Here is a 16,883-nt window from a genome sequence, read left to right on the forward strand (position 1 = left end):
TTCCCATGTTATACAGATGCTTCTTGTGTATGTGATTTCAAATCTTCCGCTTCGTCATCTGTTGTAAATACAAAATGATTCGGTCTGATTTCATGCAATGTACGTTGGTCATTTTTAGTCTCGTCTTCTTTAAAAAGTGTTCTCTTTCTCACACGTTCACTTTCTGGGTCTGGCTGAGGTACAGCCGACAGTAGTGATTGCGTATAAGGGTGCATAGGATGATTATAAATTTCATCCGCACTACCAATTTCGACAATTTTACCAAAGTGCATCACTGCAATTCTGTCCGAAATGTATTTAACCATGGAAAGGTCATGAGCGATGAATAAAAACGTAATGCCTCGTTCTTTTTGCAATTTAAGTAATAAATTTACAACTTGTGCTTGTATTGAAACGTCTAATGCTGAAATAGGTTCATCCGCAATAATAAACTCAGGTTCAACGGCAAGTGCACGTGCAATTCCAATACGTTGTCTTTGTCCTCCAGAGAACTCATGTGGATAACGATTGGCGTGTTCTTTACTTAGTCCCACAGTTTCTAATAAATCGTAGACACGTCTTTTACGATCTTTGACACCTGTAGAAAGTTTATGAATATCAATCCCCTCTGCCACAATATCCATTACTTTAAGTCTTGGATTGAGCGATGCGTATGGATCTTGAAAAATCATTTGTATCTTTTTATTAAATTTCAATGAATCTTTACGATTTTTAATTTTTTGAATATCTATACCTTCATATAAAATTTCACCATCAGTAATATCATTTAGTTTAATAATCGCTTTACCTGTCGTTGATTTACCACAACCAGATTCTCCAACTAGGCCGAAAGTTTCACCTTTATAAACGTCAAATGAAATATTTTCAATTGCTCTTACTTCATTGCGTTTACCTTCGTTAAAATACTGTTTTAAATTTTTCACTTGTAATAACAGTTCATTTTTATTTTCCATCTAACGACACCCTTTCTACCTGTTGTGGCTTATCGAAATTATTTGGCATGTTACGCAAACGTTTTTTCACCATTTCCGGTGGTTCCACATGTGGTGCGCGTTCATCTAATAACCAAGATTTTGCAAAATGTGTTGGTGACACTTGGTACCATGGCGGTGGCGTTTTAAAATCAATATCTAAAGCAAATTGACTTCTTTCTGCAAACGAATCACCTTTAGGTGGATGTAACAAGTCGGGTGGTGTACCTGGAATAGCTAATAATTCAGTCTCTGTACCAGTTGTCAAATCTGGCATAGATGATAATAATCCCCATGTATATGGATGTTTAGGATCATAAAATATTTCATCCACATCCCCTGTTTCTACCATTTGTCCTCCATACATGACCGCTACTCGGTCAGCAATATTCGCAACGACCCCTAAGTCATGCGTGATAAATATAATGGAGGTACTAATCTTATCTTGTAGTTCTTTCATTAATTCCAATATTTGAGCTTGCATTGTTACATCAAGCGCTGTTGTTGGTTCATCTGCAATAAGCACTTTAGGTTCACAAGCAAGCGCGGTTGCGATAACAATTCTTTGACGTTGTCCGCCTGAAAATTGATGAGGATATGCATTAAATCTTTTATCTGCATTTGGTAACCCAACTAAATTCAATATGTCTAACGCTCTTTTTTTAGCTTCTGTTTTACTGTAATTCTTATGTTTCATAAGTGGTTCCATGACTTGTTTCCCAATTTTCATTGTTGGATTTAATGATGTCATTGGATCTTGGAAAATCATTGAAATGTCTTTTCCACGTAATTTGATTAATTCTTGCTCTGATTTTTTAGCTAAGTCTTCCCCTAAAAAATTAATTTCACCTTTTTTAATACGTCCAGCGTCTCCTTGGAATAACTTAGTGATCGCTTTGGTTGTAACTGACTTCCCAGAACCAGATTCACCAACAATTGCAAGGGTTTCTCCTTTATTGATAAAGAAGTCCACGCCTCTTACCGCTTGCACTTCCCCTGCATCGATATCAAAGGAAACATGCAAATTACTAACTTCCAATACTCTTTCTGACATATATGTTGCCCCCTTTTGTTATCTACGCATTTTAGGATCAAATGCATCACGTAATCCATCACTAAATAGATAGAAGAATAAGATTAATAAACTTAATACAAGTGCTGGAATAAATAATTCATGCGGATGAATTAATAACATGGCTCTACCTTCATTCACTAAAGAACCTAATGATGTTCTAGGTGCTGGTACCCCAATACCAATGAAACTTAAGAAAGCCTCGAAGAATATTGCATTAGGTACTGTAAACATAGATGTAACTACGATAACACCTAATGTATTAGGTAAAATATGTTTGAATATTAATTTTATTTTAGATGCTCCCAAAGTTTTAGATGCTAATACAAATTCTTGGTTTTTTAACTTTAGGAATTCACCACGAACCACACGACTCATGCCAATCCATCCTGTAATTGCCATGGCTAATATAATTGTCCAAATAGACGGTTCAAATATTAGTACGAATAAAATAACAACAATTAGTGTAGGTATAGACGCAACTACTTCAATAATACGTTGCATGACATTATCTATCCGTCCCCCAAAGAAACCGGATATTGCCCCATATACAACGCCTATGAATATATCTAGTAACGCTGCTACAACACCAATGAATAAGGATACTTGTGCACCTTGCCAAGTTCTAGACCATAAATCTCTTCCAAGTTGGTCTGTACCAAACCAGAAGTTTTCTTTCACACCTGCTTCTTTATATGCATCTACGCCCTGTGCTCCTTCACCATCAAAAGGTAAAAATGGAATTTGATCCAATACAGGAATTTTTGCAGGTAAGTTACGTCTCTCTACATCTTGCTCTGCATAATCATGAGAACTTAATAAAGGTCCAATCAATGCTAGTAAGATAATGATGATTAAACCTATCATCCCTACGACGGCAAGCTTGTTTCTTTTAAGCTGTGCCCAAGCGTCTTGCCAAAAGTTTTTACTTTCTCTTTGCATTTCTGGTTCTTTTTCTAAATCGTTTTTACTTCTAATAAAATCCGAAGCTGGTATCGCTTCTGAGGTATGTGTCATAACTGCATTTGAATGGTCATCATTGTATTTTTCATCTCTTTTATCAGCCATTATTTTTTACCTCCTTGTACACGAATACGTGGATCAATCACACCATATAAAATATCTACAAGGAAAATAGAAACAATAAATAGTGTACTGAATAAAATCGTTGTCGCCATAATTACTGGGAAATCATTTGTCGTAATTGAACGTACAAATTGATCCCCTAAACCAGGCACACCGAATATATTTTCAATTGTCAATGTACCCGTTAATATACTTGCTAACATCGGTACAATAATTGTGATGACTGGGATTAATGCATTTCTTAATGCATGACCAAACAACACTCTCATCGTTGAATTCCCTTTTGCACGTGCTAACAAGATATAATCTGAACTTAAAACTTCTATCATTTCCGCTCTTATGTATCTTGCAACTGTTGCTAATACTGCTGCTGACAATGCCAGTGAAGGTAGTACAGCTGTCGATATACCTTCCCAACCTGCGACTGGAAACCACTGTAATCTAACTGAAAATACGTATTGTAACAATACCGCTAACACGAACGATGGTACTGAAACTGCAATAACTGAGATGACCGTTGCTGTATAATCAACCCAAGTATTTTGCCGTACTGCTGCAATAACGCCTAGTATCAAACCTATAATTACACCTATCACCATTGCCGTTAACCCCATCTCAAGCGACGGAACTAACCTCGGTTTAATTAACTCCCATACAGGTTGGTTATCATATTGGAATGAGTTACCAAAGTCCCCCGTAACGACATTCTTCAAATAACTAACATACTGCACTGGTACTGGATCATTGAGACCATATTTTTCATTTAAAATCTGCTTTTGCTCTTCATTTAATTTTTCATCATTAAATGGTGAACCGGGCATCAGCTTCATTAAGAAAAATGTTATCGAAATGATAATGAACAGTGATAAAATCATGTAGCCTAAACGCTTCAAAACATACTTAAGCATTTTTTATCCCCCTTTGATTTCAGAATAAACATTCCCTTCGAAATATTCAGAAATATTTAATAACAGTATACTTATAGTTCATATTTTAATCAATATTGTTTTGCTTTACTTTATTAAAGTAAATGAATTTTATTTAATTTTCTTTCTCTTTAAAAGTGTTGATATAAAAGAATTTATAAGGCAAATTATTCATTTTTTAGTTATTTTAAGTTACAATAAATTTATTAAATAAAGGAGACAATAAATATGAGGAAATTTACCACTTATCTATTTTGGCTATTATTTACACCATTGATTTCATTCTTATGTTGGCTCTTTGCCTCACATCAATTAACTCAGTATTTAAATATCATATTCTATGTATCTTTTATATTTGTGATTATCCTATTTAGTTTAATCATTGTTCAAGAAGGTATATTAGATCCTACGAGTTACGGTTTTAGAAGACTAAAGTATCAGCTAACGAATAAAAAACACAAAGATACGCTAGAAAATGATGATTTTTTTAAACCTACACAAGCCAAAAAATCATCCTACTTTGTAAATCCATGGATTAAAGTGGGCTTTGTTTTTAATTTGCTATATTTACTTATTTCGATTGCCATTTCATTTATTATATAAAAAAGACTGTATCAGCTATTGTGATGATTCACAATAAACGAATACAGTCTTTTCATTATTTTGTTTCAATATTAGGGTTATGAAATAATGCGTAATACAAGAGGATAAATCCTAAAAGTACTATAACAGCTACATATACTGACATCATCCAAGGCAGAATAAACGCACCAATTATTAATCCTAAACGTGCCAATATATTCCCTCCATAGAATGAAATCATCCCAAATGTATTATAAGTACTTCGTTTATCTTCAGGAATCATCAAGAAACGTTGCGCATTTTGAATTGGGGAATAAATCAATTCACCTAATGTAGCTATAATAGAAAATAAGCATAATATCCAAAATTCAGAAGCTGACATCAAAACACTATAACCAACGGTATATAAAACAATACCTATCATAAATACAATTTTCTTTGAGGTGTTATCTACAATTCTATTAACCGTAAAAGTTAATGTCGCCACTACAAGTGTATTGATGATCATAATTACTGTAAACATTCGGACACCATCAATATAAAAGCCTAAAAAATGTAAAGGTTCAAACGCTTCTTTTAGTCTTACAACTACATAAGAATTCAAACTGAGTTCAGCCATGATGACCATCATAAACCCAATATTAAGCAACATATAGTATTTATCCTTAATGACAACATGATAACTATCTACGAAATGTTTAAATTTAGAGGTTAGATCTTCTTTTTTAGTAATAACTTGCTCCACGTCATAATATTTTTCAAATAAATACCAACTTATCAGCATAGCAATGAAAAATAATACAAATAATAAATGCTTATGTCCTAAATATAACAACGCGCCTAATGCCATGCCAATCGCCGTACCAATATTAAACATCCAATAATTTAATTGATAAACGTACTCGCGAACTTCTTCATAAATGGCATCCATAATTGCTGCTTCAAAAATAGGTTCACTCGCAGCAAACAATAATTCAAAGATAAATACCGTTATACAAAATATGATTAAACCTAAACCATCCATAGTCACCGTAATACTTAAAATAATCAGACACACAGCGTAGATAAAATGTATTAAATTGACTACTTTCTTCCTATTATAATTGTCTCCTAAATATCCACCTACGAAGGACACTACAAAACTTACAATGATATTGGCAATTAAAAATGTACCAGCAAATACAGCATTTACTTTACTCGTTAAATATAATGCCATAAAGGGTAAAATCGCTTGGCTCGCTATAATTAAGATGAAATCTGCTATCATTCTTGTTTTCAACGTTGTAGATAATGTTAGAAATTGCTTCATCTTAATTACACCCCACTTTATAATCTAATAATTTACATTATACACTAAATGTATGTCTTGAATAGACATTTTATAAATATAAAATTATCTTCACTTTATATTTTAACTTTTTCTAAACATTTCACAATATAAATTTTATGTTTTACAAGAATTTTAAATATTCAACCGTTAAAAAGTTATTATAATAAACTATAAGCCTCTCTATTATTGTTATCATTTCTCTAACTTTCTTAAGTTCGATATTTACAAAAAAAGCAAGATCATCCGATTGAGATGATCTTGCTTTTCAAAATATAACTTATCTACATTAATCAGTAAATTTTTTCAATACAAGTACAGCATTGTGTCCACCAAAACCTAAACTATTACTCATTGCATAGGTAATATCTAAATCTTCTGCTTTGTTTGGAACGATATCTAAATCGCATTCAGGATCTGGTGAATCAGCATGAATCGTTGGTGCAATACGACTATCTCTAATTGAAAGTGCAGAGAAAATAGCTTCTAATCCACCTGTAGCCCCTAGTAAATGACCTGTCATTGATTTAGTTGAACTTACTTTCAATGATTTCGCCGCTTCACCGAAAGTATTCTTAATAGCTTGAATTTCAGTTAAGTCACCTACTGGAGTGCTTGTTCCATGTGCATTTAAATATTGAATGTCTTTCGCTTCAATACCAGCATCATCTATTGCCGCTTGCATAGCACGTGAACCGCCTTCACCTTCTGGAGCTGGGGCTGTTATATGATATGCGTCACCAGTTGATCCATAACCTACGACTTCAGCGTAAATTTGCGCACCACGAGCTTTCGCTGATTCAAGTGATTCTAAAACGACAATACCTGCACCTTCACCCATGATAAATCCATCACGACCTTCTTGGAAAGGACGACATGCAGTTTCTTTATCATCATTTGTAGATAATGCACGACTCGCACTAAAGCCAGCTAATGCCATATGTGTAATCGGTGCTTCTGTACCACCAGTAATCATTGCATCTGCATCGCCACGTTGAATAATCTTGAATGCTTCACCTATTGAGTTCGTACCAGTTGCACAAGCAGTAACCGTCGAACCATTCGGCCCTTTAGCACCTAAATCTATTGATACTTGACCTGTCGCCATATCTGGGATCAGCATAGGTACGAAGAACGGACTCACACGTCTTGGTCCACGATTTAATAATTGGCTATGTGAAATTTCAAATGTTTCCATACCACCAATACCTGAACCAATCCATACGCCAATTTTATCCGCAGTACTATCATTAATTTCAAGTTTAGCATCATTAACGGCTTCTCTTGCAGCTACAACTGCATATTGTGTAAAGCGATCCATGCGTCTCGCTTCTTTTTTAGGAATATGCTCTTCAATATCAAAGTCTTTTAACTCTCCAGCTAAATGGACATTGTAATCCGTTGTATCTATGCGTGTAATCGAATCTATACCACTTACACCTTTTAATGCATTGTCCCAAGTAGACTTAGCATCATTTCCTATAGGTGATAATGCGCCAATTCCTGTAATAACAACACGTTGTTCTTTGCTCATAATTTATCCTCCTATTTTCCCCATCTTAGTGTCACAGCGCCCCATGTTAAGCCGCCACCAAAACCTACTAACACTAAGACATCATCATCTTTAATCCTACCATTTTCTAACTCTTGTCCTATACTTAATGGGATTGACGCTGCTGAAGTATTACCAAAGCGATCAACAGATACACTCATTTTTTCTTTTGGTATACCTAAACGTTCTCTCGCTGACTCCATAATTCTTATATTTGCTTGATGAGGTACAAACATATCTACATCATCTGCAGTTAAATTAGCTTTTGCTACTGCGTTGTTAGATGCTTCACCCATAATTCTTACAGCAAATTTAAAAACTTCACGGCCATTCATAAATATTTTTCCGTTTTCTGGATTTAAATATAAATGCTTAGCACCTGAGCCGTCTGAACCTAATTCATAACTTAAGATACCTCGACCTTCAGATACTTCACCGATTACTACAGCTCCAGCTCCATCACCAAATAAAATGGCTGTTGAACGGTCTGTAAAATCTGTGATTTTAGATAATTTGTCCACTCCAACTACTAAAATATTTTTATAATCACCAGATTGAACAAATTGTTTAGCATTTATCATTGAATACATGAAACCACTACAAGCGGCTAATTGATCCATAGAAGCAACTTTGCCGATGCCTAATCTTTCTTGTAATATATTGGCAACTGTTGGGAATGGAAAATCCCCTGTTGATGTCGCAACAATAATCATATCTATTTCTGATGCTTCTATACCTGCATCTTCAATTGCTTTTAAACTAGCTTGATAAGCCATGTCTGAAGTTTCTTCGTCTTCACCAGCCCATCTACGTTCTTTAATACCAGTCATTTGAGAAATCCATTCGTCTGATGTTTCTAAAAATGATTCAAAATAGGTATTTTCTACAACTTTTTCAGGTGCGTATGCACCAAAACCTTTAATACCCACGTCCATGGTTGTACACCTTCTTAAATTTAATTTTAATACCAGGTATTAATTTAACATAATACACATTTCAAATACAAGAACTATACATATTTCATTGCGTGTTTTCCACAAATAATTATAAATGACTTAGCTCATTATCACAAAGTATAACCACAATTATTACTAACCTACTATACAAACTACACTTTATTATTTATAATGTAGATATATATACGATATTGGAGGCATTACATAATGAAATACCTCGCAGTTTTATTTTGGTCTATTGTCTTATTACAAATGGTTAATTTCGTACTTAACAGCTTAAATGGTGGCGGTGCACTGAACCTCATTACACCAATCATGGGCGCTGTTGTATTTACGATTATTATTATCTTATTTGATTTGGTAATTAAACCTAAACATAATAATACAAACGAACAACATTAGATGACTAGGATAATGGTTTAGCTTATGTTTAAGAACGACTCATTTTAATGAAATGTAAAGTTTGAAACATTGATTTATGTCCTAGAATCTTTAAACTGTCAACAAAGTCTTCTGACTGACGTTGGCAGTTTTTTTATTTTCAATATTAAAAAATAAACTTATTGGTTTGTTGAGATATGATATATTAACTTACAATCTTGTTCCCCGATTTTATAATTAAAAAAGTGGCGCAGAAACCAATGTAAAAATTAAGGTTTCTGCGCCACACCGTTTTGTTAAATTCAATTATACTTACTAATCGATTTCTGGTTTGTTTTCAGTAAATCTTAAACCATCTTCTGATAGGTCGATGTCTATTGTTGTGTCTTCAGGTAAATTTTCTCTAATCATTTTACGTGCAAGTGGTGTTTCTATTTGTCTTTGCACAAAACGTTTCAACGGTCTTGCACCGAATTGTGGTTCGTATGCTTCTTCACCTAACCACGCTTTAGCTTCATCTGACACATTAATTGAAATACGTTGTGCCATTAATCTAATATTCAATTCAGTTAATATTTTATCTACTATAGAACTCATATCACTGATTGTTAATGGTTTAAATAATACAATATCATCCATACGGTTAATAATTTCTGGTTTAAAGTATTGGTTTAAGCTATTCATAACAGCTTTTTCTGTATCATCAGTAATCACACCAGCATCTTTTACGTTTTCTAATAGGATTTGTGAGCCAATGTTACTAGTCATAATGATAATTGTATTTTTAAAATCAACTTCACGACCTTTAGAATCAGTAAGTCTACCTTCTTCAAGTATTTGTAACAATACATTAAATACGTCTGAATGTGCTTTTTCAATTTCATCTAATAATATAACAGAATATGGATTACGACGAACCGCTTCAGTTAATTGTCCACCTTCATCGTGACCTACATAGCCTGGAGGTGCACCAATTAAACGGGAAACTGAATGTTTTTCCATGTACTCACTCATATCAATTCGTATCATATGTTTTTCTGAATCAAATAAAGTTGACGCTAAGGATTTGGCTAATTCTGTTTTACCAACACCTGTAGGTCCTAAGAACAAGAAACTACCTATTGGTCTATTTGGATCTTTAATGCCAGCGCGCGCTCTGACAACAGCATCAGAAACTAAATCTACAGCTTTATCTTGACCAACGACACGTTCGTGTAAAATGTCTGAAAGATTTAATAACTTCTCTCTTTCTGTTTCTACAAGTTTAGAAACAGGGATACCTGTCCATGAACTAACAATATCACCAATTTCTTCATCTGATACAATCTCACGTATAATGCGCTCATTGTCACTATTTTGCTCATTTTGGAATGCAGCTTCTAACTCGCGTAATTCTTTTTCTAATTCAGGAATTTTACCATGTTGTAATTCTGCCGCTTTTTCCAAATTATAATTGTTTTCTGCATCTTCTAAGGCTTTTCTACTTTCGTCTAATTCAGTACGTTTTTCTTGTAGTTTTGCAATTTTGCCTTTTTCTTCTTCTACGCGTGATTGAATTGCGTTTTGTTTTTCTTTTTCATTAGACAATTCTTGTTGTAATTCTTGTAAGCGTTGTTTACTCGCGTTATCTGATTCGTTTTTCAATGCGCTTTCTTCAATTTCTAATTGCATGACGCGACGATTAACTTGGTCTAACTCTGTTGGATTTGAACCCATTTCAGTACGAATCGTTGCACACGCTTGGTCCACAAGATCAATCGCTTTATCCGGTAAGAAGCGATCAGTAATATAACGATCTGATAGTTCTGCCGCAGCTACTAATGCTTTATCTTGAATACGTACACCATGATAAACTTCATAACGTTCTTTCAGTCCACGTAAAATGGAAATTGTATCTTCTACATCTGGCTCAGACACATTTACTTTTTGGAAACGACGCTCTAATGCAGAGTCTTTTTCAATATATTCTCTATATTCATTGAGTGTTGTTGCACCGATACAGTGTAATTCGCCACGTGCAAGCATTGGTTTTAGCATATTACCTGCATCCATCGCGCCTTCTGTTTTACCTGCACCAACAAGCATGTGAATTTCATCTATAAATAATATAATTCTACCGTCTGAGTCTTTCACTTCTTTAAGTACTACTTTTAAACGTTCTTCGAATTCACCACGATATTTTGCACCTGCAACAAGCGCACTTAAATCTAATTCAAATATTGTTTTATCTAAAAGTGATTCAGGCACGTCTTTACGCACAATACGTTGTGCAAGGCCTTCAACAATTGCTGTTTTACCTACACCTGGTTCACCGATTAATACTGGATTATTCTTAGTCTTTCTACTTAAGATTCTCACAGTATTTCTTATTTCTTCATCACGTCCAATGACAGGATCCATATTACCTTGACGGACTTCTTCAACTAAATCTCTACCATATTTTTCTAAAGCTTCATAATTTGCTTCTGGGTTTTGTGACGTCACATGATTTCCTCCTCTAATTTTTTTAATGATTTCTACAATAACTTCTTTTTTATTATCGACAAATTTAATTGTTGTATCATCTATGTCCATTGCAGCTAAAATGATATGTTCCATAGAAATATACTCATCTTCATAAGTATTCATATACGTTTCAGCTTTATTTATTAATTCATTTGCTTTCTGGCTAATATATTGACCATATTGTACGTTATCCCCTTGTACTGAAGGATAATTTTTCAATTTTTCATCGTAAGCCTTATTTAAAAGTTCGGTCTCTATGTTTGCTCTTTCCAATACACTTTTAAATAAACTTTCACTTTCTTCAAGTGCTGCTTTTAATATTGCTTCTATTTCGATATTTTGATTTTCGTTATCTTTTGCTAGCTCTATTGCTTTTTGCAAAGCACCTTGAACTGCATAGGTCATTTGATTAATATCCAAAATGATTCACCTCACCATTTAGTCTTTGATCAAGAACAAAGTAAGTTTGACTTTGACTTTCTTTGACCTTAATTTTATTATAATCCTATTGTTCACTTTTATCAACCAATATGACTATAAATTTTAAATTATTTTAGCTGCGTGTAATGCCTTATATACCTATGTTTTGCCCATAATTTTTATATTCTAAACAATGACTTTGTTCATTTTAAACATGATATATAAACACCCCTTAGATATGAATATTCATGACACTCAATAAATTAAAAGGCATAACCTCTTGTTCATTAAGCGGTTATGCCTTTTATTGTGTTTTAGCAGTCTATTTCATGCAAATCACACTCTAATTAAATTTATTAAATTGACTCAATTTCATATTTAATTTTGCTACTTAGCAGTTGATTTCGTTGCAATATGTTTTAAAATTTCATCTGTTAATGCTTTTACACCTGAAGGCTCTAAATGAATACCATCTGGTGCAAAGTACTCGCTATGGCCTTTCGAACGTTGATACCAATCAATCAATGTTACATTATGATGCTTTTTAGCTGCGTCTGACATAACTTGGTTGACATGACCTTCATAGCTTTTTGGTACACGCGTGTTAATCAAATACACATTGGCTTTACCATATTTGCCTATCAGTTCGTCCAACTGTGCTTCAGAAAAATCTCCATTCGTTCCTAATTCTAAAATCACTTGCTTAGACTTATAATTGTAAGATTTATATTTTTCATCTGTTAATGGTATAGCTTCATATAAATTACGTCCGACTTTACCATCAATGGTTGCATTGGGAACGTGCGTTTTAAAAGTTTCTCCAATATCAACCATAACCGAATCACCAATAAGCAGTGGACTCAAATCAGTATATACCTCATTATCTTTATCTTTTTTAAAATTTGAATCTCCTAAAAAGTTAACATGGTCGACCGGTATGGGTCTAACCATATACTTATCAATTTCTGCTGTATTATATGACGTTGATTTATTATTAATTTGGTCTTTTCCTAAACGATCAAATGTCCCCGCAAAAATAAAAATGGTTGGTAGCAGTATCACGCCTAGTAGTATAGTTCTGATTAATGCGGACTTTTTATATTTATTAATACTTAAGGCCTTGAATCCTTGTTTTCTAAACGGTGTTTCAATGAATCTATATGATATTTCAGCAAAGAAAATAGTCAATAAGATGTCTAGAGCATATACATATAATGGGACTTGGCCTTCAACATAATAGGAATGTAAAAAGCTTATGACTGGGAAATGCCATAAATATAAACTATAAGAGCGTTTACCAATATAAACAAAGAAAGGATTTCCAATTAATTTAGCGAAATACCCCGATGGATGCACTACACTAATGATAACAAATAAAGTGATACCGGAAATAAGGTAAAAACCACCATTATAGATCCAATCACTATTATCATCGACTTTAATGAAAAGTAATAAGAGTATTAAAATCCCTATTGCACCTATACTATCAATAATGAACCTGAGACTAGGATTAGGGTTCTGCTTTAATTTAAATGGCGGCCAAATAAAGGCTAATATAACACCGAGCAACATCGTTTGTAACCTTGTATCTGTTCCAAAATAAACACGAGAATGTTGCATATGTGGTTGAGAAATCCAAACCATTAAAAGTAATGAAATCAGTGAAATAATCCAAAAAATAAGTGTTACATTTCGGTATTTCTTAATTGTTAATAATAATGCTATCAAAACGATTGGAAAAACTATGTAGAATTGCTCTTCAATTGCTAATGACCACAAATGTTTTAATGGCATAAAGGCAAACTGTTCAAAATAATTTACATCAGTTGCAATATACCACCAATTTGATACATAAAAAATGGCTGCAAATGCATCATGCTTTATACTTATAATTTGTTCAGGCTTAAAAATGAGTGTCGCTAAAGTTACTGTAACAACTAATACCAATACGGCCGGTATCAAACGTTTAATTCGCCGTAACCAAAACTGCTTCAAATTGATAATGCCGGTACTTTCATACTCAAACAAAAGTAAACTTGTAATTAAGTAGCCCGAAATTACAAAAAATGTATCTACACCAAGAAACCCACCAGATAACCATTGCTTATTTAAATGATAAATAATAATACCTATAACTGCAATTGCTCTAAGTCCATCTAAACCAGGCATATAACGCGTGTGACGGTTGGTTTGATTACGATTATTAGAATTTCTGTTCATTTACTACCATACTTTCATCTCCGAATATATTACTTTTGCTTTTTAATGTTTTACACCAAGCTATTGTAATACTTTCGTAACATAACTGCAATTATTTTAATGATTTGCACTATAGAAAAATTTTATTTTAAGATTGTCAGCATGCTTTAAATTTTTCAAAAAAATACTAGCCTATAGACCATTATCGATCTTTAAGCTAGTATTTTCAATTACTATTAGTAGCGTTAGCCGATGCCTAATGCAATTTTAGCATAACGAGACATCATGTCTTTACCCCATGGTGGACTCCAAACAATATTCACTTCTGTATCTGCTATTTCTGGAATCTCAGCTAAAACCATTTTAACTTGGTTAACAATTTGTGGTCCCATTGGGCATCCCATAGATGTTAATGTCATTTCAACTGTACATAAACCTTCGTCATTAACATCAACATTATATACTAAACCTAAGTTGACAATATCAATACCTAACTCAGGGTCAATAACCATTTCTAACGCATTTAATATGCTATCTTTTAATCCTTCATCCATTCATATCACCTCTTCGAATTTAATGATACTAACAATATATCAAATATCTTACAAAACGCCAATAAAATGCTATGATATTCAATACATCAATAAAAAACATTAAGGAGAATTAAATGGAATCTTATTTAATTTGTCTAGATCTAGACGGCACGTTATTAACAGATGAAAAAGTAATCTCACCATATACAAAAAACGTTTTAACAACACTACAACAACAAGGTCATAAATTAATGATTGCTACTGGTAGACCTTATAGAGCCAGTCAAATATATTACCATGAATTAAATATGGATACACCGGTTGTTAATTTCAATGGTGCCTTTGTTCATCATCCAAAAGACGATCAGTTTGAGCCAATGCATGAAGTATTGGACTTAGATTTATCTAAAAACATCATTGAATCACTGAATGATTATGGCGTAACAAACATGATTGCTGAAGTTAAAGATTATGTTTTTATTAATAATTACGATCAAAAATTATTCGATGGGTTCTCTATGGGAAATCCAAAAGTTGAAACAGGCGATTTACTTAACTCATTAACTGAGTCTCCAACATCGATTTTAGTTGAAGCAGAAGAATTTATGATTCCTAGAGTCAAACAAATGCTCACACGTTTTTACGCTGAAAATATTGAACATCGTCGATGGGGTTCACCATTCCCAGTAATAGAAATTGTTAAGCAAGGTATTAGCAAAGCACGTGGGATTGATTATGTGAAATCATATTTAAATATTGATAGAAATCATATCATTGCTTTTGGAGACGAAGATAACGATTTGGAAATGATTAAATATGCGAAACACGGTATCGCGATGGACAATGGTTTAGATGAACTTAAACACGTTGCAAATCAAACTACATATTCTAATAATGAGGATGGCATTGGACGTTATTTAAACGACTATTTCCAATTAAATATGCCTTATGAAGAATCAGTAAAATCTAGTATAGAATCATAGATAGATACTTAAGGAGGCTTTTCATTATGAATAAAATTGTAGTAGTAGGTGCAGTTGCAGGTGGTGCAACGGTAGCCAGTCAAATTAGAAGACTTGATCAAGAAAGCGAAATTGTTGTCTTTGAAAAAGATAGAGATATGAGTTTTGCTAATTGTGCCCTGCCTTATTATTTAGGTAACGTGGTAGATTCGCGCAATAAGGTGCTTGAAGCAACACCTGAATCATTTTATGAAGCTAAAAATATTGTTGTCAAACCTTGTCACAAAGTAACATCAATCAATGACACAGAGAATACAATTACTGTCTATGATCGTATACAGGATACGTATTTTGAGACACATTATGATACTTTAATATTAAGTCCTGGCTGTAGTGCCAATTCATTAAATTTAGATAGTCCTATTGCGTTTACATTAAGAAACATGGAAGATACAGATGCAATTGAAACATTCATCAAAGAAAATCAAGTTAAAAACGCACTTGTCGTAGGTACTGGATATATCGGTCTTGAAATTTTAGATAATCTATATGAAAGAGGTATCTCCCCTACACTCATCCATCGTTCAACACATATTAATAAACTAATGGATCAAGACATGAATCAAGCAATCCTCGATGAAATGGATAAGAGAGATATTCATTATAGATTCAACGAAGAAATTTCAAAAGTTGTGGGCAATGCAGTGCATTTTGAATCTGGTAAAGTTGAAAATTATGACCTAATTATCGAAGGCGTTGGTGTTAAACCAAACTCAGAATTTATAAAAAATTCAAACGTTACTTTAGATGATAAAGGCTATATTCCAGTAAACGACCAATTTCAAACGAACATTCCAAATATTTATGCACTAGGTGATATCATTACGTCCCATTATCGCCATGTTGATTTAAATGCACACGTTCCTTTAGCTTGGGGTGCACATCGTGGTGCTAGTGTCATCGCCGAACAATTAGCTGGTGATCACAAGATACACTTTAAAGGTTATTTAGGCTCAAATATCGTAAAATTCTTCGATTATACATTTTCTAGTGTCGGTGTATCACCGAAAGAGCTTTCAAATTTTGATTATGCAATGGTCGAAGCAAATCAAGGTGAACATGCCGGTTATTACCCAGGAAATACCAAGCTGCACTTACGCGTTTACTTTGATAAGACAAATCGACGTATCATTCGTGCTGCAGCAGTAGGTATGAAAGGTGTCGACAAACGTATTGATGTACTATCAATGGCTATGATGCATAAACTCACTATCGATGAATTAGTTGAATTTGAAGTAGCTTATGCACCACCATACAGTAGACCCAAAGATATTATTAATATGATAGGTTATAAAGCACGAAATAAATAACTATATAAATAAAAGCCGTACATTTCCTAATGGAATTGTAC

General features: G+C 33.5%; 14 protein-coding genes. 4 read left to right on the top strand and 10 right to left on the bottom strand.

Annotated elements, in window-relative coordinates; genetic code table 11:
• Positions 1-8 precede the first annotated feature (8 nt).
• The 4 genes from ACM6UH_RS10060 to opp3b are packed head-to-tail and all read right to left on the bottom strand — an operon-like array spanning position 9 to position 4,037.
• Positions 9-953 carry an ABC transporter ATP-binding protein gene (locus tag ACM6UH_RS10060; protein WP_011303489.1) on the bottom strand — a complete coding sequence of 315 codons (945 nt, stop codon included), beginning with the start codon at positions 951-953 and terminating at the stop codon, positions 9-11.
• Positions 943-2,025 carry an ABC transporter ATP-binding protein gene (locus ACM6UH_RS10065; RefSeq protein ID WP_011303490.1) on the bottom strand — a complete coding sequence of 361 codons (1,083 nt, stop codon included), beginning with the start codon at positions 2,023-2,025 and terminating at the stop codon, positions 943-945. The genes ACM6UH_RS10060 and ACM6UH_RS10065 overlap by 11 nt, the downstream gene beginning before the upstream one ends.
• A gap of 18 nt (positions 2,026-2,043) precedes the next feature.
• Positions 2,044-3,111, bottom strand: a complete 1,068-nt coding sequence (gene opp3C / locus ACM6UH_RS10070; protein WP_002483770.1) for an oligopeptide ABC transporter permease — start codon at positions 3,109-3,111, stop codon at positions 2,044-2,046.
• Positions 3,111-4,037 carry an oligopeptide ABC transporter permease gene (gene opp3b, locus ACM6UH_RS10075; RefSeq protein ID WP_011303491.1) on the bottom strand — a complete coding sequence of 309 codons (927 nt, stop codon included), beginning with the start codon at positions 4,035-4,037 and terminating at the stop codon, positions 3,111-3,113. Before opp3b ends, opp3C begins: the two co-directional genes overlap by 1 nt.
• A 246-nt stretch (positions 4,038-4,283) precedes the next feature.
• On the opposite strand from opp3b, the gene ACM6UH_RS10080 reads away from it, so the two are divergent.
• Positions 4,284-4,658: a DUF3899 domain-containing protein gene (locus tag ACM6UH_RS10080; RefSeq protein ID WP_011303492.1), complete on the top strand. Its 375-nt coding sequence runs from the start codon at positions 4,284-4,286 to the stop codon at positions 4,656-4,658.
• Positions 4,659-4,713: 55 nt separating this feature from the next.
• Here ACM6UH_RS10080 and ACM6UH_RS10085 read toward each other — a convergent pair whose 3' ends face one another.
• The 3 genes from ACM6UH_RS10085 to ACM6UH_RS10095 form a co-directional block, all read right to left on the bottom strand.
• Positions 4,714-5,946, bottom strand: coding sequence for an MFS transporter (locus ACM6UH_RS10085; protein ID WP_011303493.1), 1,233 nt, complete (start codon positions 5,944-5,946; stop codon positions 4,714-4,716).
• A gap of 307 nt (positions 5,947-6,253) precedes the next feature.
• Positions 6,254-7,498 carry a beta-ketoacyl-ACP synthase II gene (gene fabF / locus ACM6UH_RS10090; protein ID WP_002483774.1) on the bottom strand — a complete coding sequence of 415 codons (1,245 nt, stop codon included), beginning with the start codon at positions 7,496-7,498 and terminating at the stop codon, positions 6,254-6,256.
• An 11-nt stretch (positions 7,499-7,509) separates the two neighbouring features.
• A complete protein-coding gene (locus tag ACM6UH_RS10095; protein ID WP_011303494.1) occupies positions 7,510-8,451 on the bottom strand; it encodes a beta-ketoacyl-ACP synthase III in 942 nt (313 codons plus the stop codon).
• Positions 8,452-8,679: 228 nt separating this feature from the next.
• Here ACM6UH_RS10095 and ACM6UH_RS10100 point away from each other — a divergent pair, with 228 nt between their 5' ends.
• Complete coding sequence (locus tag ACM6UH_RS10100) at positions 8,680-8,874, top strand: YjzD family protein (RefSeq protein ID WP_011303495.1); 195 nt, start codon at positions 8,680-8,682, stop codon at positions 8,872-8,874.
• Positions 8,875-9,168: 294 nt separating this feature from the next.
• Here ACM6UH_RS10100 and clpB read toward each other — a convergent pair whose 3' ends face one another.
• From clpB to ACM6UH_RS10115, 3 genes are all read right to left on the bottom strand, one after another.
• On the bottom strand, positions 9,169-11,778 hold the full coding sequence (clpB, locus tag ACM6UH_RS10105; RefSeq protein ID WP_283995366.1) for an ATP-dependent chaperone ClpB: 2,610 nt from the start codon (positions 11,776-11,778) through the stop codon (positions 9,169-9,171).
• A gap of 387 nt (positions 11,779-12,165) precedes the next feature.
• Complete coding sequence (locus ACM6UH_RS10110) at positions 12,166-13,998, bottom strand: acyltransferase family protein (protein WP_011303497.1); 1,833 nt, start codon at positions 13,996-13,998, stop codon at positions 12,166-12,168.
• 224 nt (positions 13,999-14,222) lie between these two features.
• The gene (locus ACM6UH_RS10115) at positions 14,223-14,531 is read right to left on the bottom strand and encodes a metal-sulfur cluster assembly factor (protein WP_002483779.1); all 309 of its coding nucleotides are present in this window, start codon (positions 14,529-14,531) and stop codon (positions 14,223-14,225) included.
• A 113-nt stretch (positions 14,532-14,644) separates the two neighbouring features.
• Here ACM6UH_RS10115 and ACM6UH_RS10120 point away from each other — a divergent pair, with 113 nt between their 5' ends.
• Both ACM6UH_RS10120 and ACM6UH_RS10125 read left to right on the top strand, forming a co-directional pair.
• Entirely contained in the window at positions 14,645-15,493 is an 849-nt protein-coding gene (locus ACM6UH_RS10120) for a Cof-type HAD-IIB family hydrolase (RefSeq protein WP_011303498.1), read from the top strand.
• 26 nt (positions 15,494-15,519) lie between these two features.
• Entirely contained in the window at positions 15,520-16,842 is a 1,323-nt protein-coding gene (locus tag ACM6UH_RS10125; RefSeq protein WP_069844420.1) for a CoA-disulfide reductase, read from the top strand.
• Positions 16,843-16,883 lie beyond the last annotated feature (41 nt).

The sequence above is a fragment of the Staphylococcus sp. LKG4-2 genome, from assembly GCF_050955665.1.
GTDB classification, from domain to species: domain Bacteria; phylum Bacillota; class Bacilli; order Staphylococcales; family Staphylococcaceae; genus Staphylococcus; species Staphylococcus saprophyticus.

Excerpts from the sequence above, each read along its gene's own strand:
- ACM6UH_RS10060 (WP_011303489.1), bottom strand. The coding sequence starts at position 953 with ATGGAAAATAAAAATGAACTGTTATTACAAGTGAAAAATTTAAAACAG.
- ACM6UH_RS10065 (WP_011303490.1), bottom strand. The coding sequence starts at position 2,025 with ATGTCAGAAAGAGTATTGGAAGTTAGTAATTTGCATGTTTCCTTTGAT.
- opp3C (WP_002483770.1), bottom strand. The coding sequence starts at position 3,111 with ATGGCTGATAAAAGAGATGAAAAATACAATGATGACCATTCAAATGCA.
- opp3b (WP_011303491.1), bottom strand. The coding sequence starts at position 4,037 with ATGCTTAAGTATGTTTTGAAGCGTTTAGGCTACATGATTTTATCACTG.
- ACM6UH_RS10080 (WP_011303492.1), top strand. The coding sequence starts at position 4,284 with ATGAGGAAATTTACCACTTATCTATTTTGGCTATTATTTACACCATTG.
- ACM6UH_RS10085 (WP_011303493.1), bottom strand. The coding sequence starts at position 5,946 with ATGAAGCAATTTCTAACATTATCTACAACGTTGAAAACAAGAATGATA.
- fabF (WP_002483774.1), bottom strand. The coding sequence starts at position 7,498 with ATGAGCAAAGAACAACGTGTTGTTATTACAGGAATTGGCGCATTATCA.
- ACM6UH_RS10095 (WP_011303494.1), bottom strand. The coding sequence starts at position 8,451 with ATGGACGTGGGTATTAAAGGTTTTGGTGCATACGCACCTGAAAAAGTT.
- ACM6UH_RS10100 (WP_011303495.1), top strand. The coding sequence starts at position 8,680 with ATGAAATACCTCGCAGTTTTATTTTGGTCTATTGTCTTATTACAAATG.
- ACM6UH_RS10110 (WP_011303497.1), bottom strand. The coding sequence starts at position 13,998 with ATGAACAGAAATTCTAATAATCGTAATCAAACCAACCGTCACACGCGT.
- ACM6UH_RS10115 (WP_002483779.1), bottom strand. The coding sequence starts at position 14,531 with ATGGATGAAGGATTAAAAGATAGCATATTAAATGCGTTAGAAATGGTT.
- ACM6UH_RS10120 (WP_011303498.1), top strand. The coding sequence starts at position 14,645 with ATGGAATCTTATTTAATTTGTCTAGATCTAGACGGCACGTTATTAACA.
- ACM6UH_RS10125 (WP_069844420.1), top strand. The coding sequence starts at position 15,520 with ATGAATAAAATTGTAGTAGTAGGTGCAGTTGCAGGTGGTGCAACGGTA.